Source organism: Polyangium sp. 6x1 (assembly GCF_029946515.1).
Classification (GTDB): domain Bacteria; phylum Myxococcota_A; class Polyangia; order Polyangiales; family Polyangiaceae; genus Polyangium.
The window spans coordinates 137,059-160,801 of the sequence record NZ_JARZHH010000006.1; the positions used below are offsets into that span (position 1 = coordinate 137,059).

Below are 23,743 nucleotides of genomic sequence, written 5' to 3' on the forward strand. Positions count from 1 at the left end.
CAGCAGCGCTGACGCTTCAGCTGGCAACGCGGTACCACCGGCCTGTGGGAAGAACTGCGCATCGCGCAGTTCTTCCCCCTGAGGTCCAGGGCTGGCCCTGGTTCGGGTCGAGGGGCGAACAGCCCCCGCGGGGCCCGGGGCAGCGCCCCGGCGCGGCGCCGTTGGTCGAGCATTCACGGATCGTCGAGGATGATCCGTTCGGGCGGCAGATCCGCGGGCTGCGGCGGCGTGGTCCCCTCGGGCTCCGGCAATGCGGGCGGGAGCATGGGCACGTCGGGCTGCACGGGGACCGGATAGATCGGCGCAGGTGCAGCCGGCGCGGCCGGCGGATCGACATATTGCGGCTGCGGCATTTCGGTGCCGCGCGGGCCACAACGGCCGCCGCGGCTGCCCACGGCGTCGTTGTAATAGTTGACCGCGTCGACGGCGTGGCCGTGCGCGTCGATCCTCGTGGCGCGGCCGACCGCCGTCATCACGAGACCGATGACCTCGACGCCAATGCCGCCGAGCAAAAGCCCCCACATGAGATCGGGATCGCGCTGGTAGGCGAGCCCCGCGAGGCCGCCCATGCCGCCCACGCCGAGGGCGATGCCCGCGACCGTGAGCCCCACGGACGTGTCGCCCGCGGTCTCGGCCGCGAGCGCGTGCCGCTCGGCGTCGGGCACGCAGGCCACGTATTCGGAGAGGCCGCGATAACGCACGCCCGTCGCGACGAGGCCGTCGGGCGAATGCACCTGAAATTCGTTCTCGTAGCGGAGCGTGAGCTCGTGCGGGGCGAGCACGCGGGGCTCGACCGTCGTGAAGCCGGATCCGCAGCCCGCGAGCGCGGCCGCCGAGAGACCGAGGACCACCAGGGCATGCCGCGCGCTCATTGGGCCGCTCCCGCGGGATCGACCGCGCAAGGCGAGCCGGGCAGGCGCGCGAGGTCGTTGTACGCATTGACGTCGTCGATCGCGTCCGCGACCTCCTTTTCGGGCTCCGGACGGGTGAGGCCGAGGCTCAACGTGATGATCGGGAGCGCCACGAGCGCCACGACTGCCACCACGACCGCCGCCTTGCCCAGGTCGCCGCCGCCTCCCCCGCCGCCACCTCCCCCGCCGCTCTTGCTGCCGCCGCTGCCGCTCGGCCCGCTGATGCTGCCGCCTCCGCCGCCCGAAGAGCTGGAGGCCGTGGCGGAGGCCGGCGTCCGGTGGATGGCCCGGGGCGCGTTCGAGGCGCCGCTCGAGCCCACGATCACCACGGGCGCCGGGCGCACGATGATCCAGGGGCGATAATACACGACGCCGGTCGAGCCGCCGTAATACGTCGAATACTGCCCCGGGTCCGCCGGCAGGTTCCGGACCGCCTCGCTGCAGTCGCGCGCCGAGGCCTCGCTCGGCAGGAAGGCGACGGCGCGATCGTCGTCCCAGACGACACGGGCGCGCCCGTCCTGCGGCGGCACGTAGTCGGACGTGTAGCTGCCGCAACCGGCCAGGATCCCGAGGGATCCGGCCACGAAGATTGCCTTGCTCGTGCCCCACCGGCTTGCCATCGCCATACGCGGCTCCTCTGCAATTGCATGTTTTCGCACTGCCACCGCGCCTCGTAAAGGACAATTTGCCAGCTCCGCGCCCCATCACGTAGACTCCCCGGCTCCCCCCATGCGGCCCCCCATGAAGCTCGGCGCCCGCTCCCTCCTCGCAGCAGGCCTCCTCGCGTGCGCCACGCTCGTGCCCACGCCCGTCCGCGCCGAGGAGCCCGCCGCGAGCGCCGAGGCGAAAGCGGGCGCCCGCGCCGCCGCCGAGAACGGCACGAACGCGTTCAAAGAGTCGCGTTACGCCGAAGCCGTCGACATGTTCCTGCGCGCCGAGTCGCTCTTCCACGCGCCGACCCACGTGCTCATGCTCGCGCGCTCCTACGTGGCCCTCGGAAAGCTCGTCCTCGCGAAGGAAGCCTACCTCTCCATCGTCCGCGAGGAGCTCGGCCCGAAGGCCCCCCCCGCGTTCAAGCGCGCCAAGGTCGACGCGGAGAAAGAGCTCGCCGACCTCTCGCCGCGCATCCCCTCCCTCCAGGTGAGCACCACGCCCGAGGCGAAAAATGTCGTCGTCACGGTCGACGACAAACTGCTCCCCGCCGCGCTCCTCGGCATCCCGAGCCCGATCGATCCGGGCACGCACGTGCTGCGCGCCACGGCCGAGGGCCTCGCGGCGCCCGAGAAGAGCGTGACCCTGAAGGAAGGCGAGAAAACGGCCGTGGTGCTGGAGCTCGCGCCCGTGGCGAACGCCGGGCCGATCACGCCGGTGCGGACGCCCGTGGGGCCGCCGGTGCCCGACGTCGGGCGCGAGCAGTCCGCGGGAAAGACGAGCCCGGGTCGAATCGCGGGGGTCGTGCTGATGGGGCTCGGCGTGGCGGGGCTCGGGGTCGGCGGCGTGTTCGGAGGCCTGTCGCTCGCGAAGCGCGCGGAGGCGGACGAGGCGTTCGACGCGTGCGGCGTCAACTGCTGGGGTCCGCCAGCCGACGAGGTGCGCGCGCTCGACGAGGACGCGAACAAGAAAGGGACGATCGGCGTGATCGGCCTCGCCGCAGGCGGCGCATTGACGGTCACCGGCGTGGTGCTGTTCGTCGTGTCGAAGCGCTCGCCCGGGAAGGCGCCGGCCAAGGCCTTCGTGACCCCGTGGATCGGGCCCCAAGGCGGCGGGCTCGCCGGTCGGTTTTAGGTTTTACGGGGCAAACTGTAGCGCCGGGGTTTCACCCCGGACCCGACGAGGGGCTGTCCGCCCCTCGACCCGGACCAGGGCCAGCCCTGGACCTTTGGTGCATCGACCGCGATGCGGTCGATGCACAGGCGCCGGTGGAACACCCTCAGTATCCGTAGTCCGTGACGACCTTCTTCGTCACGCTCTTCTTCGTGGGCAGCCCTTGCGTGGGCGCGGCGGGCGCGGCGCTCGACGTCGAGGCGGGCTTGACCGCGGCGGAGGCGCTTGGCGAAGGCGCAGGCGCGGCGACCGAGGCCGAGGGCGCCATCGTGGTCTTGTCCGGCTCGGGCGGGGAGACCGGCGGAGCGGCGACGCTCGGCGGGAGGTCGGGCGTCGCCGCGCGACCGCGGAGCAGCATGTACCCTCCCACGGCCGACACGGCGACCACGGCCGCGAGCCCCACCGCGACGAGCCCTCCCTTGCGTTTGCCCGCGGGCACCGAGGCGCGCTCGCTCTGCGCCCAGGTCTGCCGCGTCTGCGAAGCGCTGGTCGGCGACGAACCCGGGTCGGAGGAGCTACGCGGCGGACCGCCGAGGGCGCCCGCGCCGAGCGGCGTCGACACCGGCGGAGGCTCGGGCGTGGCCACGCTGGAGGGCGGCGGCATGGCGAGCTCGGAGACCGAGGCGAGCGGCGATCGCGTGAGCTGCCCACTCGCTCGTTTGTCCTCCCAGGCGACGAGCGCGGCGCGGAACTCGTCGGCGCTCTGGAAGCGCGCGACCGGGTCGCGGTGCATGCCCTTCACCACGATGCCGCAGATCTCGTCGTCGAGCATCGGGCTCACGGATTTCGGGTGCGGCTGCGGCTCGAAGACGATCTTGAACATCAGCTCGGCGAACGTCTCGCCGGCGAACGGCACCTGGCCCGTGAGCATCTCGTAGAGCATCACGCCCACGGTGTAGAGATCGCTGCGCGCGTCGACGGAGCTCGCGGCGCGCGCCTGCTCGGGGCTCATGTAGAACGGCGTGCCCATCACGACGCCCGTGCGCGTGTGCTGCGCGGCCTCGCCGGACATGCCCGAGAACTTCGAGATGCCGAAGTCGAGGATCTTCACCCAGTCCTCGTGCCCGGCCTTCTTCTTCTGGAGGAAGACGTTGTCGGGCTTGAGGTCGCGGTGGATGATGCCCGCGGCGTGCGCGGCCTCCAGGCCGTCGAGGAGTTGCCGGAAAAGCTCGACGATCTTGTCGATCGAGATCCGCCCGCGCCTGGCGCGCTCCTTCAGCGTCTCGCCCTCGAGCAGCTCCATCACCATGAAGCGATCGCCCGCCTCGGTGGTGCCCATGTCGAGGACCTCGACGATGTGATCGGAGCCGATCTGCCCGGCCGCCTGCGCCTCGCGTTCGAAGCGCACGAGCGCGTCGCCGTGCAGCTCCGTCGCGGCCCGCGAGAGCACCTTGATCGCGACCTGCCGCTTCACCCGGAGGTTCTCGGCGACGTACACGACGCCCATCCCGCCGCGTCCGAGCATGCGGACGATGCGGTATTTGTCGTCGATGATCGTGCCTTCTGCGAGCTTCATCGGGATCCGCTAGATGGGGCAGGTTAGCGGGCTCATGCACGTGCCGCCGCAGCAGATGAGCGGATCGGCGCACTCGTTGTCAGGATCGGTGTACTCGACGATGTTCAGGCACGCACCGTTGATGAACCCGTTCTTGGCGGCACTGCAGGATTTGCACGCGCCGGAGCAAGCCGAGTCACAGCAGAAGCCCTCGACACAGAAGCCGGTTGTGCATTGGGCCGCGGTCGAGCAAGCCGAGCCGATCGCGAGCCCGCCCGCCGTGCACGTGCCGCCCGAGCAGGTGTAGCCCGCGGCGCAATCCGCGTTCACCGCGCACGTCGTCTTGCACGACGTCGTGCCGCAGACGTAGGGGCTGCAAGACTTCGTGCCGCTGTCGACGCACGTGCCAGACCCGTTGCAGGTGTCGGCCGTGCTCTCGACGCCGTTCGTGCAGCTCCCCGCGACGCACACCGTGCCCGAGGTGTAGAGCTGGCATACGCCGGCGGCGCAGAAGCCCGTCGTGCCGCAGGTCGAGGCCGCGGCGGCGGTGCACTCGTTGTCCGGATCGGTGCCGGTCGTGATGTTGCCGCAGACGCCGCTCACGCCGCCCTTCTTCGCGGCCGAGCAAGCCTGGCAAAGGCCCGTGCACGCGGTGCTGCAGCAGAAGCCGTCGACGCAGAAACCGCTCGAGCACTCGTTCGCGGCGGTGCACGCCACGCCCGTGGCCTTCTTCGAGACGCAGGTCTGGGTCGCGCAGTAGAACGTCGAGGCGCAGTCGACGTCGGAGGCGCACGTGCTCTTGCAAGCGTTCATGCTGCAGGCGTAGGGGCTGCAGGCCTGCGTGCCCCCGTCGATGCACGCGCCCAGGCCGTTGCACGTATCGGGCTTCGTGAGCGTCGTGCCCGCGCACGACGCCGGCGTGCACGTGGTGCCCGAGGGGTAGAGCTGGCAGCTCCCCATGCCGCTGCAGAAGCCGTTCGTGCCGCACGTCAGCACGCCCTGATCGGTGCACTCGTTATCCGGATCGGTCCCGACCAGGATCACGCCGCACGTGCCGTTGGTCGTGCCGCCGCCCTTCTTCGCCGCCGAGCAGGCCTGGCAGAGGCCCGAGCACGTGGTGTCGCAGCAGACGCCGTCGACGCAGAAGCCGCTCGCGCACTCGTTCGCCGCCACGCAGGCCGTGCCGAGCGGCTTCTTCGTGCCGCAGACGCCGTTCACGCACGCGTTGCCCGACGTGCAGTCGGCGTCGCTCCCGCACACCTGCTTGCACGTCCCCACGCCGCAGGCGTACGGCGCGCACGTCTTCGTGCCGCCGTCGACGCACGTGCCCATGCCGTTGCACGTGTCGGCGTTCGTCTGGGTCGATCCGGTGCAGCTCGACGCGACGCAAACCGTGCCCGCGGCGTAGAGCTGGCACGCGCCCGCGCCGTTGCAGACGCCGTTCGTCCCGCACGAGGGTGCGCCTGCATCGAGGCACTCGCTGTCCGGATCGGTCCCGACCACGATCGAGCCGCAAACGCCGTTCGCGCCCGCGCCCTTTTTCAAGGTCGAGCACGCCTGGCAGGCGCCGCCGCAGGCCGTATTGCAACAGACGCCGTCGACGCAGAAGCCGCTCGCGCACTCGTTCGCGCCGCCGCAGCTCGCGCCCGGCATCTTCGCCGGCACGCACGCGCCCGCCGCGCAGTACTGGCCCGACGCGCACTGCAGGTCGACGGCGCACATCGAGGCGCAGACGTCGCCGCTGCACGCGTACGGCGCGCAGCTCGCCGTGCCCTTGTCGACGCAGCTGCCTTGGCCGTCGCAGGTGTCGGGATTCGTCTGCACGCCGGCCGCGCAGCCGCCCGGCGCGCAGACCGTGCCCGCCATGTAGTTGCGGCAGGCGCCCTGCCCGTTGCACGTGCCGTCGGTCCCGCACGAGCCCGCGCCCTGATCGGGGCAATCTCCGTCGGGATCGGTGCCTTCGAGCGAAGCCGCGCACGTGCCGTTCGTGCCGCCCGTGAGCGCCGCGCTGCAAGCCTGGCACGTGCCCTCGCAGGCCTCGTTGCAGCAGATGCCGTCCGCGCAGAAGCCGCTCTCGCACTGGTTCGGCTTGCTCGCCAGGCACGCCTCGCCGACAGCCTTCTTGTCGACGCATTCACCCGAGACGACGTCGCAATATTTCCCGGACGCGCAGTCGCCGTCGTTGCCGCAGTCCGTCGCGCAGACGTTGCCCACGCACGCGTTCGGCGCGCAATCGACCGTGCCCGCGTCCACGCAGGTGCCGGCGCCGTCGCAGGTCTTCGGGAGCGTTTTGGTTTGTCCGACGCAGCTCTGCGGCGCGCACTCGGTCCCGCTCGGGTAGAGCGCGCACGCGCGCTTTCCGTCGCACGAGCCATTGCGCCCGCACGACCCCGCGCCCTCGTCCTCGCACTCACCCTCGGGATCGATGCCTTCGATCACGGCCGCGCAGGCGCCGTTCGACTGCCCCGTATGCGCCGCGCTGCAAGCCTCGCACGTCCCGGTGCACGCGGTGTCGCAGCAGACGCCGTCCACGCAGAAGCCGGATCCGCACGCGAGCCCGTCGCTGCACGGCTCGCCGATCGCGCCGCCGCCCTGCCCGCCCGCGCCGCCGATGCCGCCCGCGCCGCCTTGCCCCGCCGCGCCGCCCATGCCCCCGTCGGGAGGACCTTTGCCGTAGGGCCGATCCGGCGAGACGCACCCGTACGAGAGCAAAAGGATCGACAGTGAAACGAGCAGAAATGTCCACGCCCGCCCACGACGCGCGATGGGCGAAGTGCGCTGGGGGCGAGGCCCGGGAGTCGAGCCGGAGGCGAGGACGGACATCCTGGGCATCCTACGAGCAGATGCCTTTCGCTCGCAAGACGCGCCGTGGCGCCGCGGCTTGCATTCGCGAGGGGCTCGGCGGATGCTCGCTCCTGCGATGTCGAAGCTCCCCCTCGCCGCGCCCCGGAACACGCCTCTCCCGCGCCGCACGGCGCCGCTCGTGCTCCTCGCGCTCCTCGGCGCAGGGTGTGGCGGCCCAGACCCGGGCGCGCAGCCGGAGGGCTGGGATTCCGCGGTCGCCATGCGCCCGCCGGAAGACAAAAACCCCGACCCGAAGACCCTGGAGATGGACCTCGAAGCTCGCATCGAGGAGCTCGAGCTGCGCGCCGGTCTGAAGACGCCCGCGTGGACCTACGGCGGCAGCATCCCCGGGCCGTTCGTGCGGGCGAACGTGGGCGATCGGCTGATCGTCCATTTCCGCAACGCGCTGCCCGAGCCGACGACGATCCACTGGCACGGGCTGCGAATCCCCGCGGCGATGGACGGGGCGGCGGGGCACAGCCAGCCGGAGATCCAGCCGGGAGAGACGTTCACGTACGATTTCGTGCTCCCGGACGCGGGGCTCTACTGGTACCACCCGCACGTTCATTCGGCCGCGCAGCTCGGCTTCGGCCTCTACGGCGCGCTGCTCGTCGACGACCCGACCGAGCCCGCGGATCTCGGCGACGAGCTCGTCCTCGTGCTCTCGGACATGGCGATCCGCGACGACGGATCGCTCCAGGATCCCGAGACGGGGCTCGAATTCGGCACGCTCTTCGGGCGCGAGGGGGATCTCTTGCTCGTCAATGGCCGGAAGAACCCGGAGATCCAGGCGCGCGCGGGCCGGCGGCAGCGGTGGCGCATCGTGAACGCCGCGAAGAGCCGGTATTTCCAGCTCGCCATGAAGGACCATACGTTCACGCGCATCGGCGGCGACGGCGGCTTCATGGAAAAACCCGTCGAGTCCGCGGCCCTCGTGCTCACGCCGGGCGAGCGCGCCGACGTGCTGGTCGTGCCCCACGGCGCGCCCGGATCGACGCTGCCCGTGCGCTGGGTGCCCTACGATCGCGGCTACGGCACGACGTTCAACCGGCCCGAGGAAGAGGTCTTTCGCGTGCGCCTCACGAACGAGGAGGCGGCAACGGAGACGCCGCGGCCGACGACGGATCGCGTGATCACGCCGCTGGATCTCGCCGGCGCCACGCAGGTCGCGCTGGAGCTCACGCAGGGCGAGATCGACGGCAAGATGGTGATGGGCATCAACGGCGTGCCCTCGTGGGAAGCCGTCCCGGTGCCGGCGACGGTGGGTGAGACCCAGGTGTGGACCGTGAAAAACACGATGGACTTCGCCCACCCGTTCCATTTGCACGGCTTCTTCTTCCAGCCGCTCGACGCATCGCTCGCCCCGATCCACCCGATGGAATGGAAGGACACGGTCAACGTCCCCGTCGACGGCACGGGCCGCTTCGCCGTGCGGTACGACGATCGGCCCGGGATGTGGATGTTCCACTGCCACATCCTCGATCACGCCGACGCCGGCATGATGGGCGTGCTCGATCTGCAAGGCGGATCCGGCTCTTCTTCGCACTGACGGACCGGCCGCCGAGGGCCCTCCTGGCCGCGCTCGTGGACGTTTCCGCGGACGATTCGAACGCTTCCCTTCCCCCGCTCTGCCCGTTCGACGGCGATCTTGACGATGGCGCCGAGCCCGAGGCGGGCTCCTCCTCGCGCGGCATCGGGTCGAACGCTGTCCGGCCTCCAGGCGGGAGCGGCGGGCGGCGCAAGCCGAGCTCCTGGGCGACGGCGGCGACCTCGGGGATCCCCACGTCCACGGCCGGTGGGACGTCGAGGTCCAGTTCTGCCGCCGAGCGCGCCCCGATGCGGTAGCGCTCGATCTCGTTCGAGGTGTGCCCGGTCCGGAGGCGGATGTATTCGTCCGGCGCGCCAGCGGCGAGGAAGAGCGTCACGAACGTGCGCCGGAGGCCGTGCACGTCCACGTCGTCGTTCGTCTCCGTCGTCTCGAAGAGCTCTGGCCGATCGATGCCCGCGCGCACAAGATCCCCGCGCATGCGCCGGGCCATGATGCGCAGCGACCAGCGCACTCGGTCCTCGGGCCGGGCGACCGAGCGGCGCCGGCCTCGCGGGTTGATGAACAGCGGCGAGGAGGGCGTGATCGTCTCCCCTCGCCGCTGACGCAGCTCAAGGTACGCGCGGAGCATCACGACGACGTCGGGCCGGAGGCGCCACGTCCGCGGCATGTCGGTCTTGTTGCTGTCCACGCGGAGCGCCCCGCGCTCGAGGTCCACGTGCGTTACGTTCCGCGAGACCGCCTCGCTGACGCGCGTACCTTCAGTCGCGAGGAACGCGTAGAGGACCCGCGCGTCCACGTCTACGGTGCCGGCCTGGTAGACGCGGGCGAGTTCGTCCGGGTACAAGTGGTGGCGCTGCTTCCGATCCTTCACCCGCGGAACCCATCCACGCGGGAGCGGGTTTGTCCTCCGGAGGCACGTGAGCGTCGCGAGGTGAACGACGCGCTGGATGAGGCTTGCGAATCGCGAAAGCGTCGATCGAGCGCGCACCGTCGTGGCTAACGTCGCAAGGGCGAAATCCGCGTGCTCCCGCTCGAAGTCGACGATCGGGACATGCCCGATGATCGGCAAGATCCGCTTCAGGCGGGAGCGCTCAGCGTTCGTCGAGCGTTTCGGCCTGACGAGCAGCGGGAAGGCCTTCGTGAGCTCGCCAGAGAGCCACGCATACGCGAGGTCGCCCCACGTCCGGATCGCCCCGACAGACCCGGCGCGGATGGCGGCCCCTTGGGCGATCAGCTCGGCGGCACCGCGTGCGGCCTCGGCGTGCTTCGCACTGCCGCCCTCGACGAGCCGATCGAGCAGCCGCGGAGCGTCCTCTGCGCGCCCCGCGGTCACGAGCTTCCGCGCCACGTCAGCGCTCGCGTCGAGCAGCTCGGGCGGTGCCGCAGCGACGTGGCCAAGGATCGCGTCGGCTGTCTCAGTGGACGGCGCCGGCCTCGCCCTGCCGAGCTCCTCAGCGAGGCCGGCAAGCGTGGGGAGACGTGTCCGAGCTTGCGCCTTGTCCGTGGCCCATGGGAGCGCGAACGACGGGCGCCGCTTCCCGCACGTGACGCGCGCCCGCCAAATCCCGCGGGACAGGTCGACGGAGCCCTCAGCTTTCCTCGGCATGGTCTACCCGCCTCCTCGTTCGTCGAGTTCGTTCAGGTCTTTTTCGGGCGCTCGGCGAGCCATACCTCGGCCTCCTGTACCCTGACGCGAAACAAACGCGGCCCTGCCTGGATCACTGGCAAGCCTTCGCGCTTCCACACATAGACCGTCTCCCTGACCACACCCATCCGCTCGGCAAATTCGGCGAATGTCATGTACCGTGGCGCGGGTTTGGGCTCCGGTATCCCATCGGCAGTGCTGCCAGCAAAAAGCTCTGCGATTTGCTCCGCGATCTGCGCCTGCTCGCGGTGCAGCTCTGCCGCTCGTCTGAAGAGGGACGCCGCATCATGCGGCGATGGCCCTTGTGGTTTGGTAGTTCGTACCATGATCCCCCGCTTCTGGCGGCTATGTCCCGCCGCCGCGCCGATCGTCAAGGGGTTTGACCGGGAACGACCGGCGCGGTGATCGGGGCGTCGGGTCCGTTTGCTCGCCTCAGCGTTCCCTCCTCGTGGGGCTACGCCGCGCCCTTCTTCGTGGGCCCCTCGAAGTCGAGCTTCGCTACCTCGCTCGTGAGCACGTCGGCCAGGCGCTCGCAGAACTGCCGCACGTGGCCGATGTGCCACGGGTCCGCCTCCACCTCGATGAGCGCATCGAGGGCGCCGAGTTGCGCGCGCAGCGTGTACGTGATGCCGACGAGGGTCGGGTCGCTCTCCGCGCCCACGAGGTGGTGGATCACCTCCACCGGCGTTGCCTCGCCCATGGTGACGCGGCGCTCGACGGCGACGCGAGCGCCCTCAGGGACGTGGAGCTCCGCGGCCGCCGTGGGAGCCGCCTTGGCTGCTGGTGGCATGGGTGTATCCGTGGCGGCCTGTCGCAAGGACAAGAGTTCGCTTTCCGCGCACGAGAGGCATTGCATGATCCGGAATGCCGTCTCATCAATCTTCGCGCGGCGCTCCTCGTGTCCGTAGCTCTTCTCGCTCGTGTCCCGAGCGGCGTCCCACATGTCATCCACGATCGGCCGCACGTCGCGGATGAGTTCGCGGGCGTTCTCCAGCGTGTCGAGGGAGAACATGTCTGGATTGAGCGGCAGGTTTCGAAACGGTGGTTGCATGGTGGGCGCGGCCGGCGGGAAGGCCGCTGAGGGACCGGGCGGCGCCGCCGCTGACGGAGCCTCGGGCCGGGCCTCCGGTCCGGCGGTCTGCTCAGTCGCCTCGGCGGGCACGGGCGCCACTGTCCGCCGCTTGCGGGGCCGAAGCTCTGCCGCTCGTGCGAGCCTCTCCTCGACGCCGCCGAGGCCCTCGCCGAGGGACGTGACGCGCCCACGGGCAGCGATGAGGACGGGGGCGCAGGTCTTCGCCGCGGCCTTGTGGGGGCGCGTGCGCTCTTCGAGGACGTCGAGGTGTTCGCGGAGGTGCTCGACCGTGCCGCGGAGCTCCGCGACGGTGGCGCGCAGCGCGGCGAGCTCGCCGCGCATTGAGGAAGAGCTCGGCGGCCCGCCGCCCGTCGGCGCCCCAGCCTCGCGCACGGGCTCCGCAGGGCGTGCCTTCTTGGTGGCCGCCGCGGCCGCCTCGGGGCCGGGGAAGCCGAGGTTGAGCAGCGCATGCCCCGGTGCGCGCGGGGAGCGAATCGTCGTCGGGGAGGTGTCCGCGGCCTGTGCCACGCCTTGCGGAAGCGGCGCATCGGCCGCGGTTGTCGCGTTGCGGTTGCGGCGGCGCGACGTCGTAGATTTGGCCTTGGACTTCGAATCGTGTGAAAGTGCCATTGGGTGATTGCCTCGTTGTGCGCGAGCGTTCGCCAAGGGCCCTCCGTGGTGTTAGCCGCACCGCGGGGGCCCGTCTCTTTTCACGCGTAGACCTACTTCGCCGGCTTGCGGGCCGGGGCCTTCGTTCCCTTCTTCGCCACGCTCCTCGCGGGCGTTTTCCTGGGCTCCTCAGATGGCATGGGCCCAAGGCCTAGCTCGTCTTCGAGCGCCGCCATGCCACGCTCGAGCGCGATGCGGAACGCGTCGCTGCGTCCAACGCGCTCGCCGGGGCGACGGCGCTTCAAGCCCTCGGCGATCCGGTCGAGACGGGCGTTTGAGCCTGGCTGCGCTCGCCCCGCTACGACCTCCAGACCATCAACCATGTTCTGTATCACAGCACGGGCGTTAACGCGGGTCAACGCATCAACCCGGACGAACCCCGGCACGTGGATCGCGTTCGCGCGTGCCGGATGTATGGGCGATCGTCAAGGCGTTTGACCCGGAACGGCGGGCGGCACGGCAGGCGTTGGAGTCTCGGATGCCGCTGGCGGCGCAGGGGCGATAGCTTCCCCCGACGAGACCGATGCCGCTTCGGCGATCGCGGCAAGGAGTGATGACGGAACAGGTGCGACGCTCGCACTCGGCGCCGTCGTTGCGGCTGGGGCTCGCCGCGGAGCAGGACGCGGCGCCACGGGCCGTGGGGCGTGCGCTCGAACCGCCTCGGTCGCGACGTCGAACGCGGACTTTACTGGACGCACCGCTCCGCGCAGAGGCGTAGGATTGGTGATGACGAGGATGACGATCAGGCCGAGCACCAGGGCTCCGGCGATCGCCACGCAGACGGCGAAGGCGATCGCGCAGCCCTTGAGGGTCTGGCCGTCGTCGGTCGACGATGTCGTGGAACTACCGAACCGCGCAAAGCCAGTTCGTCGGCGCGCTGGCCCTGTGAAGCACGTTCGACGGTTGTGGCCGTGTCCACCGCAGATCGAGCACGCCATGCGATCCACAGATACGGGATCTCAACCTTGCGATCCAGCGTCCAAACGTTCGACACGACGCTGCACCACGCGCCAGACCTTGCCGTCGGTGACCGTCCCTGCCTCCACGACGTCACCGCAGCCCCCCGGCGCCAGCACGGCGCGCGCGGGGGCGTACAGAAGCTGTGGGGGATGACGGTCGCTACATTGCTTCGACGATGGCCTTGGTCTTTTTGCCGACGTCGAGCGGTGCTCCCTCGTTCAACTGGACGAATACGCGCGTCTTGGGATTGCCGTAACGATGTGACCCAGCGACAAGAGCAAATCCCTCGTAGGTCTTGACGGTGGCGGCGTACGCGTCGTCGCTGTCGTGCACCATCACGCCCGCGCCCTTTTCTGGGACGCTTGGCAAATCGCACGACCAATACTCGGACGCCCGAGCATTCGCACCCTTCGGGACCCCCTCCTTGCAGTTCGCAAGGATGCCCTCGGCGGTGAGCTTATCGGCCACCTCTTTCGCCGTGACCTTCTTGGCTGGGGCAGGAGCAGCAGCCGCCGCGGGCGGCGGAGCAGGGTTGGCAGGGGCCGCCGAAGTGGTTGTCGGCGTCGGCGCCGTATCCGGCTTCGAACAGGCAGCAAGCGAGAGAGCGAGGATCACGAGGTGGACGTGTCTCATGCGCGCCAGCGTACAGGTTCGCTCGTGTAGGCGTCCACTCTTCGCTTGTCGGCCGGCTGCGCTCCCCGCCCGGCGGGAGCGACGTCCACCAACCGGAGCCGATCCACGTCCCGCCCGCGCCACGGTGGAGGAGCCACGGCCCGCGTGATCCCCCGAAAGCCGGCAAAGCAGGGCCCGGCCGGGAGCTCTCACGACGAACACGAGCTCAACCTCGACGATCTACGCCACGACGGCGCGCAGTTCGTCCACGCTCACGGACCTCGTTTCGCAGACGTTGCCCCCGAGCACGACGATCCTCGCGCGTCCAGGCGCGGCCATGTCGTTGAGCGTGGCGACCAGGTCACCGACCGTCGCGACGAACCCAGGTATCGCCTCCTGCCCGTCCCGGATGACGCCGACGAGGAAGTCGGCCTCGAACACGCCAACCCACCACCCGTGCACATCCGCGGCCGCGAGCGCGGTGGGGGCCTTGGGGGGCGCCGACGGGCACGCGAAGACCGCGAGCTCCGCGAGGTCGCGCGGCCTCTGCCGCATGATCACCGCCAGCAACTCCCACGCCACGCGATAAAGATCGGTCACGTCCACGTTTGTTTCGCTCATCGCCGCGTCACCCGGTTGAATGCGTTTCGGATCCCCGTCATTGCCGGCGGGATGCCGTTCTTGTCTGCGGCGATCGCGCCCGTCAACAATATGCCCATGCCCTCAAGGAGCTGATCGTCCCAGCTCATTTCCTTGGGCTTCTGCGCGTTCTTCGGCGGAGCCGGCTTCCCGACCTGCGGGATCGGCTTCCGGTTGTTCTTGAAGCTGTATTCGACCGTCACGCCGCCGCCCTCGTTCGTGGCCGGGATCGGAGTCGGGACAGCCTGCAGGTACCACCGGTTCGTCGTCGCGGGTATCCGATCGATCACGGGGTGTTGTACGGTGCGAATTCGGTCCGGCCGCCCCTGCGGCGGCGGCGCCGTCGCGCGCTGCCATTCGGCGCGGTCCTCCGCCGCTCGATCCTCGGCGTCCACGAGGCGCACGATGAAGCCGATCTCGGCGAGCCCGAGGCCCGTAAAGCGCAGGAACTCGCCCGAGAGGCCGAATCCCTGCGTGCTGTCGTAGTTGAGCACGACGCCATTGATGTTGAAGCCGACGATCGTGCCTGGGCTCTTCGCCCCATCGAGGAGGAAGAACCCGAAGCGCTCGAGCTCGGCGTCCGTCCAGTAGCTCATGACGGCCCCTGTCCTTTCAGGCGCTTCCGCCCGGCGTGAGCGGCGGCAACCACTGCCATTCCATGCTGCCAACTGCGTGATAGTTGAGGCCGACGATGTAGACCGACGCCTCGCCGGGTTTGGCGCAGCCCTCGATTTCCGCGGCACGCTCGGGTCGCCTGCTCATTCGGAGGTCTCGAAGAAAAGGAGCCTTGTCGAACGCCAGCACGACCCATTGACCGGCCACCATTGATGCGAGCGCCCCAGGCAGCACACCATGCTCGGCCGTGTACGCGCACAGGAGAAGCGTCCCGAGGTCCTCGCGGGGCGTGTGGTTCAAGAATGCGCCGAGGAGGTCCGCCATGCTTTGCCAGGCCTCGGCGGGGTCCGGGTGGGGCGCCGCGCTCGTCGCATTGGCGGTCATTGCCTCACCGAGCCCTCCGCTACGGCCGGCGGTTGCGTAAAGATCCGCTTGCCGGTGAGGCGGAAATAATCGTCGTTTAGCGTCTCCATTCCCGAGATGATCACGGCCCGGTACCCCGCATTCACGTCATTCTTCGCCTTCGGGCCGTCCTTGGTCTGGCCCGCCGTCGTTGCGCTGGAGAGCGTCGGGAGTGGCTTGCGGTACGCCTCCCATTGGTAGACGACCGTTTCGATCTGCTTCTGCTCGTCCCAATCACCCGCGGGCTCGCCCATCAGCTTGATCTGCGTCACGCCAATGCGCGCGAGCCGCGGATGCTTCACCGTGAGGATCTTCGCTGGCTGGCCCTGTGCGGGCGCCGCGAGGTACTTCCTACACCCCTCGTCAAAGAGCTGCCGGTGCGCGGCCGTACCCATCGGCAAGGTGATCGAGCCCTTCGCGAGGCCGATACCGCCGAAGCGCGACACCGCGCCCGAAAGGCCGAGGCCCTGCTGCGTGTTCCACACGAGCGGCGTCCCATCGGGGCAGGAGACTTTCGCGCACGGAGGCGTGCGGAACGTGACCTTCTTGCCCTTCGCGTCCGTCGTCTCGAATTCGACGACGGACATCGCCTTGAGCTCTGCTTCGCTCCAGAAGGTCATGGTTTCACCTCTTTGCCGTCCGGCTCACGAGTGCGCCCGCTTCTCGTGCTCGTCGCGCCATTCGGCCGTTCGCCGCGCGCTTGCCTCGCGCATTGCAACGAGGCGGGGGTCCGTCCCTCGGCCTTCCTTTTCCTCATTCTCGAGGGCGCCGCGCTCGCCGCGCTCGACCAGACGCCGGTGGAACTCGGTCTCCACGTGCGTCAGACGGCCGCGCGGATCACGCAAAATCAGGCGACCCACTTCCTCGTAACTCATGACTCCCTGGCGACCATACCCAGAGAACACGGGTACGCCCTCGAGGACCGCCTTCATGGTCGCCGTGATGTCCGTTTTCTCGCGCGTCTTGGGATCGTTGCCGAGGAAGCGCCCGAAGATGATCGCCGCATCGACGAGCTTCGGCGCAATCGGCTCGTACGAACTCCCGAGCTTCCGGGCCTCGATTCCGGCGCCGTGCGCTTCGTCCGCGAGGAGACGGATCTCCGCTTCCGCCTCCCGGGCGAGCTCGCCGCAGAGCTCGAACATGGCGAGCGGGCCGGCGAGGAGAGCGTTCCACGTCTCGACGTCGGCGGCTGCTTCGAGCGTCTCCCGGGCCATCGTGCGCCGTGCTTCCGCGGCCGCCTCGATGTCGGCACGTCGGCCCGGGTCGGCGGCGAGCGCGCGCCGATCGGCATCCTCCCCGGCCTGGAGCGCGCCGAGCACGTCCGTCACGAGGGAGCCGAGCACGGCGCGAGCGGCGGACACGCCATCCCGCATCCGGGGCAGCTCCGCGGCGATCTGCGCGGCCGGGTGATCGGCGACGAGGGCGCGCCGGGCCGCGTCCGCCTCCCGGGCCGTCCCTTGCAGCCACGCGTCGGCCTCGGCGCGCGCGACGTCCGCACGCGCGGCGTCGAGCCGTACGCGCGCGGCGTGCATGGCTGCGTTCGCCTTGGCCGTCTCGGCTTGGGTGGCCGCGTGCCGCCGCTGCGCGGACCGCAGGACACCCGAGGCGAGCCCCACGGCGCGCTGAGCGGCGACCAGCCGTTCCGCCGTTGCCTCGTCGTCGGGAGCTTCCGCCGCCGCGTCCTCGGCTGCCTCGAGAGCGCGCGCGGCGTCCTCGGAGGCCTTTCGCGGCGCGGCGAGGGCCGCGAGCGCTTCCGCCTCGCGAGCGGCCGCCTCTCGCGCGACCGCTTCGCGCGCGCGGACGTCTTCCTCGGCGCGCTGGACCTCGACAGAGGGCGGCGAGGGGGAAGTGGGCGGCTGGTCGGTAGCGGTGGGGGCGGCGAAAGAGCCCCCCGCGAGGGCAGAGAACAGACGTCCGAGAGGGTTTTTCATGAGATTCAGGCCTCACTTGCGAGGGGGAATTCCTTGGTGGGATCCCAGCCGGCCGCGCGCTTGGCGCGCCACTGCTTGGGGGTCATGGTGCCGAGGTCGAAGACCGTGCTGGCGCCGGGAATCTTGGTGATCGCCGGACCGCGGGGCGCCTCCGTCGGTTGCCCCATCGCCTTCGCGACCTGCAGGCGATCCGCCTTTTTCGCAAGGAGCTGCGTCATTGCGCCGCCATCCTGTTCCTGAACGTCTCGCGCTGATGCCGCAGACGCTCGGAGCCGTCGATGTAAACGACGTGGCCCGGGATGTCGTAGTGGATCCCGTCGTGCTTCGCGGAGCCGATTCCGAGCGCCTGCCGGAACACGGGGTCGTTCTCCGCTTCGGCGATCGCACGAGCCAAGGGGTTTTGCTTTTGCGCCATCACGCGCCCCCGATGCGGTTCATGGCCGCCTTGCGATCACGCCGGGCGTTTTCCTCGGCGACTTCGCGCAGCATGGGCAGCGCATCGGTCAGCGAGAAGCGCATCAGGCAACCCGTCTCGCGCATCTCCTGCTGCGAGCACTTGTGGACCCCACGCGCCGACACGCCGTCCTTCTTCCGCGCCATCACGCGGAAGGCCGCCTGCGTGCTCTTGTTACCCGAGGGGTAGAAGACGCTGTCCTCGTCGTCGTGCTTCGTGGTTTTCATCGAATCCTCTGCGCGGCTTCCCGACGCTCATTGGTCGACTTGCGGATCTCGTCGAAGGCGTCCACAACCGAGAACGTGACGAGCCGACCCGTCTTCCTCGGGTCGTCCGCCGTCACGCCACCGCTCGCACCGTCGATCGGCTTCACGCCCGGCGCGAGCTTGAAAAGCCGCATGGTCGCCGAGTTACCGCTCGGCGTGATGCGGGTGCTGTTTTTCTGCATAGGTTCGTCCGTCCTTATGGGGTCGCGATCATCACGCGGCACTTGCGCTCGAGGCGCGCTGCCGCTCCGATTCGTCGAGCCCGCGATTGGCCGCCGCGCGGAGCACCTCGGAAAACGAGGGGATGCGCGCGCCGGGCGTTTGGGGAATGCGGTGCTGGTTCACCCGCTGCTCGGTATCCTCGTCGAGGTACACCGTCACGGGTCGGCCGTGTCCCTTGCTCATAGCGTCGGAGGCTATGATACGCGCGGCGGGCGTATTCGTACAGGGCATTTCGGCGGTGGCGTCGAAATGATCGCAATGGGCATTGCGCGCATTATGCGCAAAGCGCGCACCGTGCCGCTTGATGCGACGCTACGGGCGCAGGGCAGCGGGGGCAGGCCAGCGAGGAGGGGGCTTGCCGTCCAGGTGGGCGAGCGCGGCCTGCAGCTCGGCGACGGCGACGCGGGCGTCCTTCAAGAGCTCCGTCACCTCCGCCGCCGAACCGGCGAAGCGCCCATCGAGAGCTCGACGAAGGAGGACCTCCGCGCGTCGGGCGGCGCTCGCGAGCGGCCTCCTCGCGATCCGACGATCCACCGCCGAGCCAGCCGCCGCGGCGCGCCACGTGGGGCGCTCCCAGAGGAACCAGGCCAGGGCTGGAATGCCTGCGTGCTCCTCGAGCTCTTCCCGCATGCGGGGCGAGGCCGGCCGCGAGCCCTTGGCCACCATGGTCACGAGGGCCGGCGCGCAGCGGCACCGCTCGGCGATCCGGGCCTTCTCGGCGCTCGCGTCGAGCATGACCGCGCCGAGGGGCAGCGGGGCGCACCCGCGGGGGCGAGCCGCCGCGAGCTGGTAGCGCGCGCCCGGGTCGGGCTTGTAGGTGCCGCGGTACGCCGCGAGCACCGGCGCCGCTGGGAGCGGGCCCGGCCAGGAGGGGACCTCAATCGTCCCTCCTCGCGGCCGGCGGCGAGGCGCGGGCGACGGGACGAGCAGCGAGAGCGGCGATGGAAGGGGAATCACGTCGGCCATGGGGCCGGACCTCCGTTCACGTTCACGAGCGAGCAGCGGTTACACGGCGGACACGCTCGCTCGGGCTTCACACGTTGCAATGCGTGTCCGCGCTGCGTTCACCGGGGTTGTCCGTGTTCATTCTGCCATTTGTAACCCGTGTCCGCCGCCGTTCACTCGAGGTGGCGGGAGTCGGTCGGCCGGAGTGAATTCGTGTCCTTGTGAACAACGATTGCGCGGCGTGAGGAGCTTCGCGGGAATTTCGCCTCCCTTGCGCCCGGCAACCCCCTGGAACTGTTTTCGGGGCCTCGAACCGCCACGATTTACAGCACCATTGCACACGAGGGGCTGCGAGGGGGAGGTCTCACTGCGGGGATGCGGGGATGAGCGGGGATGTTTCCGGCTGTCTCATACGAAAACGCGTAAACTATGCAGACGGGGTTTTCACGTTTCGCTCGCGTAGGGCTGCAACTATCCCCGCCTATCCCCGCATCCCCGCAGGCGCAAGCACACTCACAGAACTTGCAGCACAGCGGAACCATTGGCGTTCCTTGCTCTCGCCGTTCCGTTCCTGCATTACAGCTCACACACGAGCAGCCCGGCGACGTGCTCGCACGACAGATTTTACGCTTACATTCGACAGGGTTTTTGACACTCGAGATGCGCCGCGAAAACCCTGTGCGATGTAAGGCACAACTCCGCAGCCGTCCGATGGCACGTCATCGGCACGAGGTCGAGCCCACCTACCGCCGCCGCTTGGCGAGCTGCGCCTCGAGAGCGGCGCCCCAGTCCTTCGCCCCGCGGGGCGGCAGCACGCGCTCGACGCTCGCGCCCCTCGCCGAGAGCGCCACGGCCGCGAGCCTCGCGGTGGCCTCGCCTGCGGGCAGCTCCCCGGGCCGCTTGGCCTCGTCGCGGTCGAAGCCGACAAGCACGCGCCGGCCTTCCCCATACACGGCGAGCTTCTCTTCCCAGGTCCCGACGCCAGGGATCCCCAGCACGTCGACGGGGCCTCGGGCGAGCACCCGAGCCGCGAGGACATCGACGGCGCCTTCCACGTAGAGCAGCGGACGCGGAGGTCCGGCGAGCCGATCGACGACGCCGTATGGCGCGCCGGGCGGTCTCCCTCGCGTCCCCACGTATTTCGGCCGATCGCCTCGGGCCTCGTCGCGGCGGATGTCCCGTCGCTGGATCGTCGTGATCCGGCCGTGCTCGTCCCGCCAGGGAATCACGAGCTGATGCCAGGGCCACGCGAGGAGCTCGTCGGGCGTCGTCGCCAAGCGATCGGCGAGTCTCGCGGAGCAGAGCGCCCGCGAGAGGCCCGCCTGGGCGCGGCAGGACACCCCAGCCGTCCGCCACGGCCGTCCCTGACTGGACGCAAGGCGAGTTCCGCGGGTGGTGAGCGGAGGGGCTACGAGGCGAGGAGGGCGGCGAGCTTCGGCTCGACCACTACGCGAGCATACCGCGAAGCTCCTGGGGCCGAGACGATCTTGGCGAGCTCTTCCAGGGAGCGGCCAAGCTCTCGCGTCCCCTCAACGAGACGCGGCAGCAAGAAGCGTGGATGGGTGTGGTGGATGAATTCCCCAAGCGGCACGTGCGCGAGCTGGAGGGCCCGCATCATCTCCGCGTTTGCAAGGTGCTCCGACGCGCATCCCTCGCAGAGCATGCCCTCATGGGTCGCTGGGACCTCGGCAGCGTTCGGCGCAACCCGCTCGCCCGTGATCCCGTTCTCCTCAAGAGCAAGCGCCCACAAGGCACACAAATGGCACGCGTGCGAGCGTACGGCGTAATGCATCCGCTCGCCTGTGAGCCCTCTGGAAATGAGGGTCATTGCGACAACCGCCTCCCGGGCCTGCTCGACGGCCATCACGCTGCACCCGCTTTCGGGGCGCGGGCAGCGGCCAGGCGCCATTCGCCAGGCAGAGCGTGGAACGCATGAAACGCGGCCCCCATGAGCACCTGAATGGTCCCATTCGACGTGTCCGGGAATCGCTCGTCGAGGGCCTGCGCAGCGAGCAGGATGCCGTCGATTCTGTCGAGCTGCGCGGCGATCATCGCGAGCACCGTCGGATCGAGCTGCACGACGAAGGACTTGCGCCAGGCCGCCACCCTGGCGCGCGCCTCCTTCAACAGGGGCGCCCTGGTCTTCGCCGTCCGCCCAAAGCGGCTGCCCATGTTCGCCAGGAGCCGCGAGAACCGATACTCGAAATCGTCCGCTCCACGTTCGGGTGCGGTGTCGTTCGCTGGAATGGCGCACAGCTTCGAGGTCTTCGTGGTGCGGGCGTTCGTCTTCGTGGCCATGGTCCGTCTCTTCCTTCTCCGGCTCGTGGCCGGTTCAATGCAATACGTTGGGCGCTTCCGTCATGGTGGTGTGGAGCACGTGCGCGAAAGGGCGGAGCGTGTCCGCCGCGAATTCTTCGGCGTATGCCTCGGGGGTCAGGCCTCGGGTCCTCGCGACCGCTATCATCTCCTTGAGAGGCGCTCGGGAGAGCGCGAACGTGTAGGCCTGCAGCGTCAGCGGGCCGAGATCCGCCTCGTCGATGACGTCCGAGATCGTGCGCATCTCGCCGACGCACGACTCGCACAGGGGCCCGTGCGTGCTCTTTATCGGGTGCGGCGCAGGCGTGTCGATGGCCAAGGGCGCTTCGGCATCCCACTTCAGCCCATGCGCCCGCACCATATCGCGCCACAGCTTGCAGAAGCCACACGCGTGTGACCGCACGGCAAACGAGCGCCGCTCACCAATGACGCCGCGCAATATCAGCAGCACGGCAAACGCGATTATCATCGACTGCTTGAATCGCTCTTGTTCGTCCGAAAGCATACACCTCTCCCGTCCGGCCCTCGGCCGGCTCTTCCTGCGTCAATGGTCGATGGCCCAACGAGGGCCCGGAACTTTCAGCCCGCGCCGCTTGCTTCGGCCTGGATCGCCTCGCGCTCTACGTCTTCATCGGCGTCGACCGAGATCGGTCTGGCAGCCTTGGCAACGGGGGCCCAAAGTTTCACTCCACGCTGCTCTCCCACCTGTGCGATCTTCAGCGCGCCCACGACGCGCCCTTTCCACCGGCGAAAAACCTTCCCTACCTGGTCTGTTGTCGGCGGCGTGCCCGCCTGGAAGCGCGGGATGAGGGCGGCGAAAGCCGAGCGAAGCCCGTCGTAGCGCTTGTCGTACTCTTTCGGCGTGCGGTCGGCGGGCCAGAGGAGCTCTTTCACCTGCTGCGCAAGCAGGCCCTTGTGTTCCGGATCGAGCTCCTTCCACTGCTGCAGAATGACGCCCATGTGCTCGCGCCCATCGGAAGCGCCGTCATCTGGTTCCGCGCGGGCAAGGAGCGGGTTTGGCGCGCCCGCGTGCACGAGAGCCGGAGGGATGAGCTCGGCCCACTTGTCATAGCCGCCGATGGTCCCCGTGCTCATGTCTGGCCGCTCGGCGGCGATGTACGCTCGCACGATAACGAGCACGCACCACACGAGCCGTGGATGTTGCGTGCGCAGGATATCCAGCAACGGGTGATGCTTGAACGCCCTGGGGTCCCGCTCGTCGGGCCGCTCCTCCTTGGCTTCGACGCGCGCCATCAGCGTCCGGCGCACGGTGTCTCCGAGGACATCGACGTTGTTGCCGGTAGCGATGATCACGGAATACCATTGCAGCGTGGGCTGCCCCGTCTTGCCCAGAACTCGAAGATCCACGGCGCCATGGGCGGTCAGCACCTTGTCCAGCGGCCCGCCTCCGAAGGCGATCGGGTGACCACCCGGCTGCACGCCGAGGTTATCGAACGGCACCAGGGGAGGCGCCTTGATCGCATACCCCGCGAGCACCTTCTCGAGCTCCTCCTCGTCGCGCGGGAAGGTCGTACGGCTCGCCGGCCTGCCGCACGCAATGACGGACACGGCATCGAGGAGCAGGGTTTTTCCTGTGCCTGGCGTCGCCGCGTCGAAGACGAACGCGGGGACAGGCCCGTCGATTGCTGGACGCACGATGATCGACATCGCAGCGGCGAGCACCACGGAGAGGTGCTCGGGTCGGGCGAAGGGGAAATCGCAGAAGTAGTCCTGCAGCTCGGCGAGAGCGGCGCGGGCGTCGTCGCGTGAGGGGCGCTCGGGAATCGGCGCATAGTCCGCGGCTGGAATGTAGACAAACCCCGTTCTTGCGTCGTGACCGGGCGTGTCGATGATGCTCCCGTCCGGCCGCATCGTCGGGGTTTCGACGATCCCGGCGAAGTCCCGAATACCATTCCACCGCTGCCGCGACATGATGGCCTCGAGGTGGGCCTTTGGCGGATCCGTCGGGAGCCAGTCGGCTTCCTGCTTAGAATACTTCAGGAGCACCACCGCGTTGGACACGTGCTCCCATAGCGCGGGCAGCGGAAGCACCTGCACAAAGGGCTGGCGCGCGCGCATCGGGGCACGCACCCGCGAAGCCTCGCGCTCGACGCCGCCTCCGTCGAAATGGGCCTCGTTATCGGCGGCGCGGATGACCCGGATCAATTCGCCAGGCGGACACCGCTGGTACAGGTCCGGATCGGCGGCGAGGGCTTCCACGACGCGATCGATCACGCGCGGGCCTTCCCCAGCGAAGATCTTGACCCGCGGCCTCTCGTCGCCTGCCCCAGAGAGCTCGGCGACGCCAGGCGACGGCGGCGGCACGCGCGTCCGGGGGCGGCCCGGTGATCGTCCCGTGCCACGCCGAGGCG

Annotated in this window: 26 protein-coding genes and 1 pseudogene; 2 read left to right on the plus strand and 25 right to left on the minus strand. The window is 69.5% G+C overall.

Annotation, left to right across the window (positions count from 1 at the left end):
• Window positions 1-173 precede the first annotated feature (173 nt).
• Together QHF85_RS09115 and QHF85_RS09120 are read right to left on the minus strand one after the other, a co-directional pair.
• Window positions 174-872, minus strand: a complete 699-nt coding sequence (locus QHF85_RS09115) for a hypothetical protein (protein WP_281326705.1) — start codon at window positions 870-872, stop codon at window positions 174-176.
• Entirely contained in the window at window positions 869-1,531 is a 663-nt protein-coding gene (locus QHF85_RS09120) for a hypothetical protein (RefSeq protein WP_281326706.1), read from the minus strand. The genes QHF85_RS09115 and QHF85_RS09120 overlap by 4 nt, the downstream gene beginning before the upstream one ends.
• Window positions 1,532-1,652: 121 nt before the next feature.
• Between QHF85_RS09120 and QHF85_RS09125 the strand changes: the two genes are divergently transcribed.
• Window positions 1,653-2,696, plus strand: coding sequence for a hypothetical protein (locus QHF85_RS09125; RefSeq protein ID WP_281326707.1), 1,044 nt, complete (start codon window positions 1,653-1,655; stop codon window positions 2,694-2,696).
• A 145-nt stretch (window positions 2,697-2,841) separates the two neighbouring features.
• On the opposite strand, the gene QHF85_RS09130 is transcribed toward QHF85_RS09125, so the two are convergent.
• The gene (locus tag QHF85_RS09130; protein WP_281326708.1) at window positions 2,842-4,251 is read right to left on the minus strand and encodes a serine/threonine-protein kinase; all 1,410 of its coding nucleotides are present in this window, start codon (window positions 4,249-4,251) and stop codon (window positions 2,842-2,844) included.
• 9 nt (window positions 4,252-4,260) lie between these two features.
• On the minus strand, window positions 4,261-7,053 hold the full coding sequence (locus QHF85_RS09135; RefSeq protein ID WP_281326709.1) for a hypothetical protein: 2,793 nt from the start codon (window positions 7,051-7,053) through the stop codon (window positions 4,261-4,263).
• 97 nt (window positions 7,054-7,150) lie between these two features.
• Here QHF85_RS09135 and QHF85_RS09140 point away from each other — a divergent pair, with 97 nt between their 5' ends.
• A complete protein-coding gene (locus QHF85_RS09140; RefSeq protein WP_281326710.1) occupies window positions 7,151-8,623 on the plus strand; it encodes a multicopper oxidase family protein in 1,473 nt (490 codons plus the stop codon).
• Between the two features lie 313 nt (window positions 8,624-8,936).
• Here QHF85_RS09140 and QHF85_RS09145 read toward each other — a convergent pair.
• From QHF85_RS09145 to QHF85_RS09245, 21 genes and pseudogenes are all read right to left on the minus strand, one after another.
• A pseudogene (locus tag QHF85_RS09145) lies at window positions 8,937-10,229 on the minus strand (tyrosine-type recombinase/integrase); the annotation flags it as partial.
• A gap of 32 nt (window positions 10,230-10,261) precedes the next feature.
• Window positions 10,262-10,642 (minus strand): hypothetical protein, encoded by a 381-nt coding sequence (locus tag QHF85_RS09150; RefSeq protein ID WP_281326711.1) that lies wholly within the window; start codon window positions 10,640-10,642, stop codon window positions 10,262-10,264.
• An 80-nt stretch (window positions 10,643-10,722) separates the two neighbouring features.
• Window positions 10,723-11,970: a hypothetical protein gene (locus QHF85_RS09155; RefSeq protein WP_281326712.1), complete on the minus strand. Its 1,248-nt coding sequence runs from the start codon at window positions 11,968-11,970 to the stop codon at window positions 10,723-10,725.
• Between the two features lie 92 nt (window positions 11,971-12,062).
• The gene (locus tag QHF85_RS09160) at window positions 12,063-12,395 is read right to left on the minus strand and encodes a hypothetical protein (RefSeq protein ID WP_281326713.1); all 333 of its coding nucleotides are present in this window, start codon (window positions 12,393-12,395) and stop codon (window positions 12,063-12,065) included.
• Between the two features lie 733 nt (window positions 12,396-13,128).
• Window positions 13,129-13,584, minus strand: coding sequence for a hypothetical protein (locus tag QHF85_RS09165; RefSeq protein ID WP_281326714.1), 456 nt, complete (start codon window positions 13,582-13,584; stop codon window positions 13,129-13,131).
• A gap of 237 nt (window positions 13,585-13,821) precedes the next feature.
• Entirely contained in the window at window positions 13,822-14,202 is a 381-nt protein-coding gene (locus tag QHF85_RS09170; RefSeq protein ID WP_281326715.1) for a hypothetical protein, read from the minus strand.
• Window positions 14,199-14,816, minus strand: coding sequence for a hypothetical protein (locus QHF85_RS09175; RefSeq protein ID WP_281326716.1), 618 nt, complete (start codon window positions 14,814-14,816; stop codon window positions 14,199-14,201). The genes QHF85_RS09170 and QHF85_RS09175 overlap by 4 nt, the downstream gene beginning before the upstream one ends.
• 16 nt (window positions 14,817-14,832) lie before the next feature.
• Window positions 14,833-15,219, minus strand: a complete 387-nt coding sequence (locus QHF85_RS09180) for a hypothetical protein (protein WP_281326717.1) — start codon at window positions 15,217-15,219, stop codon at window positions 14,833-14,835.
• Window positions 15,216-15,857: a hypothetical protein gene (locus tag QHF85_RS09185; RefSeq protein ID WP_281326718.1), complete on the minus strand. Its 642-nt coding sequence runs from the start codon at window positions 15,855-15,857 to the stop codon at window positions 15,216-15,218. Before QHF85_RS09185 ends, QHF85_RS09180 begins: the two co-directional genes overlap by 4 nt.
• A 24-nt stretch (window positions 15,858-15,881) precedes the next feature.
• Window positions 15,882-17,168, minus strand: coding sequence for a hypothetical protein (locus QHF85_RS09190; protein ID WP_281326719.1), 1,287 nt, complete (start codon window positions 17,166-17,168; stop codon window positions 15,882-15,884).
• A gap of 5 nt (window positions 17,169-17,173) precedes the next feature.
• Complete coding sequence (locus QHF85_RS09195; RefSeq protein ID WP_281326720.1) at window positions 17,174-17,386, minus strand: hypothetical protein; 213 nt, start codon at window positions 17,384-17,386, stop codon at window positions 17,174-17,176.
• The gene (locus tag QHF85_RS09200; RefSeq protein WP_281326721.1) at window positions 17,383-17,562 is read right to left on the minus strand and encodes a hypothetical protein; all 180 of its coding nucleotides are present in this window, start codon (window positions 17,560-17,562) and stop codon (window positions 17,383-17,385) included. The genes QHF85_RS09195 and QHF85_RS09200 overlap by 4 nt, the downstream gene beginning before the upstream one ends.
• Before the next feature lie 20 nt (window positions 17,563-17,582).
• Window positions 17,583-17,849, minus strand: a complete 267-nt coding sequence (locus QHF85_RS09205) for a hypothetical protein (RefSeq protein ID WP_281326722.1) — start codon at window positions 17,847-17,849, stop codon at window positions 17,583-17,585.
• The gene (locus tag QHF85_RS09210; protein ID WP_281326723.1) at window positions 17,846-18,070 is read right to left on the minus strand and encodes a hypothetical protein; all 225 of its coding nucleotides are present in this window, start codon (window positions 18,068-18,070) and stop codon (window positions 17,846-17,848) included. The genes QHF85_RS09205 and QHF85_RS09210 overlap by 4 nt, the downstream gene beginning before the upstream one ends.
• A gap of 31 nt (window positions 18,071-18,101) precedes the next feature.
• Window positions 18,102-18,293 carry a hypothetical protein gene (locus QHF85_RS09215; protein ID WP_281326724.1) on the minus strand — a complete coding sequence of 64 codons (192 nt, stop codon included), beginning with the start codon at window positions 18,291-18,293 and terminating at the stop codon, window positions 18,102-18,104.
• Window positions 18,294-18,422: 129 nt separating this feature from the next.
• Window positions 18,423-19,076: a hypothetical protein gene (locus tag QHF85_RS09220; protein WP_281326725.1), complete on the minus strand. Its 654-nt coding sequence runs from the start codon at window positions 19,074-19,076 to the stop codon at window positions 18,423-18,425.
• 722 nt (window positions 19,077-19,798) lie between these two features.
• Entirely contained in the window at window positions 19,799-20,332 is a 534-nt protein-coding gene (locus tag QHF85_RS09225; protein ID WP_281326726.1) for a hypothetical protein, read from the minus strand.
• A gap of 131 nt (window positions 20,333-20,463) precedes the next feature.
• Complete coding sequence (locus tag QHF85_RS09230; RefSeq protein ID WP_281326727.1) at window positions 20,464-20,919, minus strand: hypothetical protein; 456 nt, start codon at window positions 20,917-20,919, stop codon at window positions 20,464-20,466.
• Window positions 20,919-21,353: a hypothetical protein gene (locus QHF85_RS09235; protein WP_281326728.1), complete on the minus strand. Its 435-nt coding sequence runs from the start codon at window positions 21,351-21,353 to the stop codon at window positions 20,919-20,921. Before QHF85_RS09235 ends, QHF85_RS09230 begins: the two co-directional genes overlap by 1 nt.
• A 34-nt stretch (window positions 21,354-21,387) precedes the next feature.
• A complete protein-coding gene (locus QHF85_RS09240; protein ID WP_281326729.1) occupies window positions 21,388-21,876 on the minus strand; it encodes a hypothetical protein in 489 nt (162 codons plus the stop codon).
• 74 nt (window positions 21,877-21,950) lie between these two features.
• Window positions 21,951-23,606 (minus strand): hypothetical protein, encoded by a 1,656-nt coding sequence (locus QHF85_RS09245; protein ID WP_281326730.1) that lies wholly within the window; start codon window positions 23,604-23,606, stop codon window positions 21,951-21,953.
• Window positions 23,607-23,743: the final 137 nt, after the last annotated feature.

Bases quoted from the DNA above. Each gene is read 5' to 3' on its own strand.
- QHF85_RS09210 (WP_281326723.1), bottom strand. From the start codon at position 18,070: ATGCAGAAAAACAGCACCCGCATCACGCCGAGCGGTAACTCGGCGACC.
- QHF85_RS09190 (WP_281326719.1), bottom strand. From the start codon at position 17,168: ATGAAAAACCCTCTCGGACGTCTGTTCTCTGCCCTCGCGGGGGGCTCT.
- QHF85_RS09215 (WP_281326724.1), bottom strand. From the start codon at position 18,293: ATGAGCAAGGGACACGGCCGACCCGTGACGGTGTACCTCGACGAGGAT.
- QHF85_RS09170 (WP_281326715.1), bottom strand. From the start codon at position 14,202: ATGAGCGAAACAAACGTGGACGTGACCGATCTTTATCGCGTGGCGTGG.
- QHF85_RS09185 (WP_281326718.1), bottom strand. From the start codon at position 15,857: ATGACCTTCTGGAGCGAAGCAGAGCTCAAGGCGATGTCCGTCGTCGAA.
- QHF85_RS09130 (WP_281326708.1), bottom strand. From the start codon at position 4,251: ATGAAGCTCGCAGAAGGCACGATCATCGACGACAAATACCGCATCGTC.
- QHF85_RS09195 (WP_281326720.1), bottom strand. From the start codon at position 17,386: ATGACGCAGCTCCTTGCGAAAAAGGCGGATCGCCTGCAGGTCGCGAAG.
- QHF85_RS09235 (WP_281326728.1), bottom strand. From the start codon at position 21,353: ATGGCCACGAAGACGAACGCCCGCACCACGAAGACCTCGAAGCTGTGC.
- QHF85_RS09155 (WP_281326712.1), bottom strand. From the start codon at position 11,970: ATGGCACTTTCACACGATTCGAAGTCCAAGGCCAAATCTACGACGTCG.
- QHF85_RS09175 (WP_281326716.1), bottom strand. From the start codon at position 14,816: ATGAGCTACTGGACGGACGCCGAGCTCGAGCGCTTCGGGTTCTTCCTC.
- QHF85_RS09180 (WP_281326717.1), bottom strand. From the start codon at position 15,219: ATGACCGCCAATGCGACGAGCGCGGCGCCCCACCCGGACCCCGCCGAG.
- QHF85_RS09230 (WP_281326727.1), bottom strand. From the start codon at position 20,919: ATGGCCGTCGAGCAGGCCCGGGAGGCGGTTGTCGCAATGACCCTCATT.
- QHF85_RS09120 (WP_281326706.1), bottom strand. From the start codon at position 1,531: ATGGCAAGCCGGTGGGGCACGAGCAAGGCAATCTTCGTGGCCGGATCC.
- QHF85_RS09135 (WP_281326709.1), bottom strand. From the start codon at position 7,053: ATGTCCGTCCTCGCCTCCGGCTCGACTCCCGGGCCTCGCCCCCAGCGC.
- QHF85_RS09125 (WP_281326707.1), top strand. From the start codon at position 1,653: ATGAAGCTCGGCGCCCGCTCCCTCCTCGCAGCAGGCCTCCTCGCGTGC.
- QHF85_RS09140 (WP_281326710.1), top strand. From the start codon at position 7,151: ATGTCGAAGCTCCCCCTCGCCGCGCCCCGGAACACGCCTCTCCCGCGC.
- QHF85_RS09240 (WP_281326729.1), bottom strand. From the start codon at position 21,876: ATGCTTTCGGACGAACAAGAGCGATTCAAGCAGTCGATGATAATCGCG.
- QHF85_RS09220 (WP_281326725.1), bottom strand. From the start codon at position 19,076: ATGGCCGACGTGATTCCCCTTCCATCGCCGCTCTCGCTGCTCGTCCCG.
- QHF85_RS09115 (WP_281326705.1), bottom strand. From the start codon at position 872: ATGAGCGCGCGGCATGCCCTGGTGGTCCTCGGTCTCTCGGCGGCCGCG.
- QHF85_RS09205 (WP_281326722.1), bottom strand. From the start codon at position 17,849: ATGAAAACCACGAAGCACGACGACGAGGACAGCGTCTTCTACCCCTCG.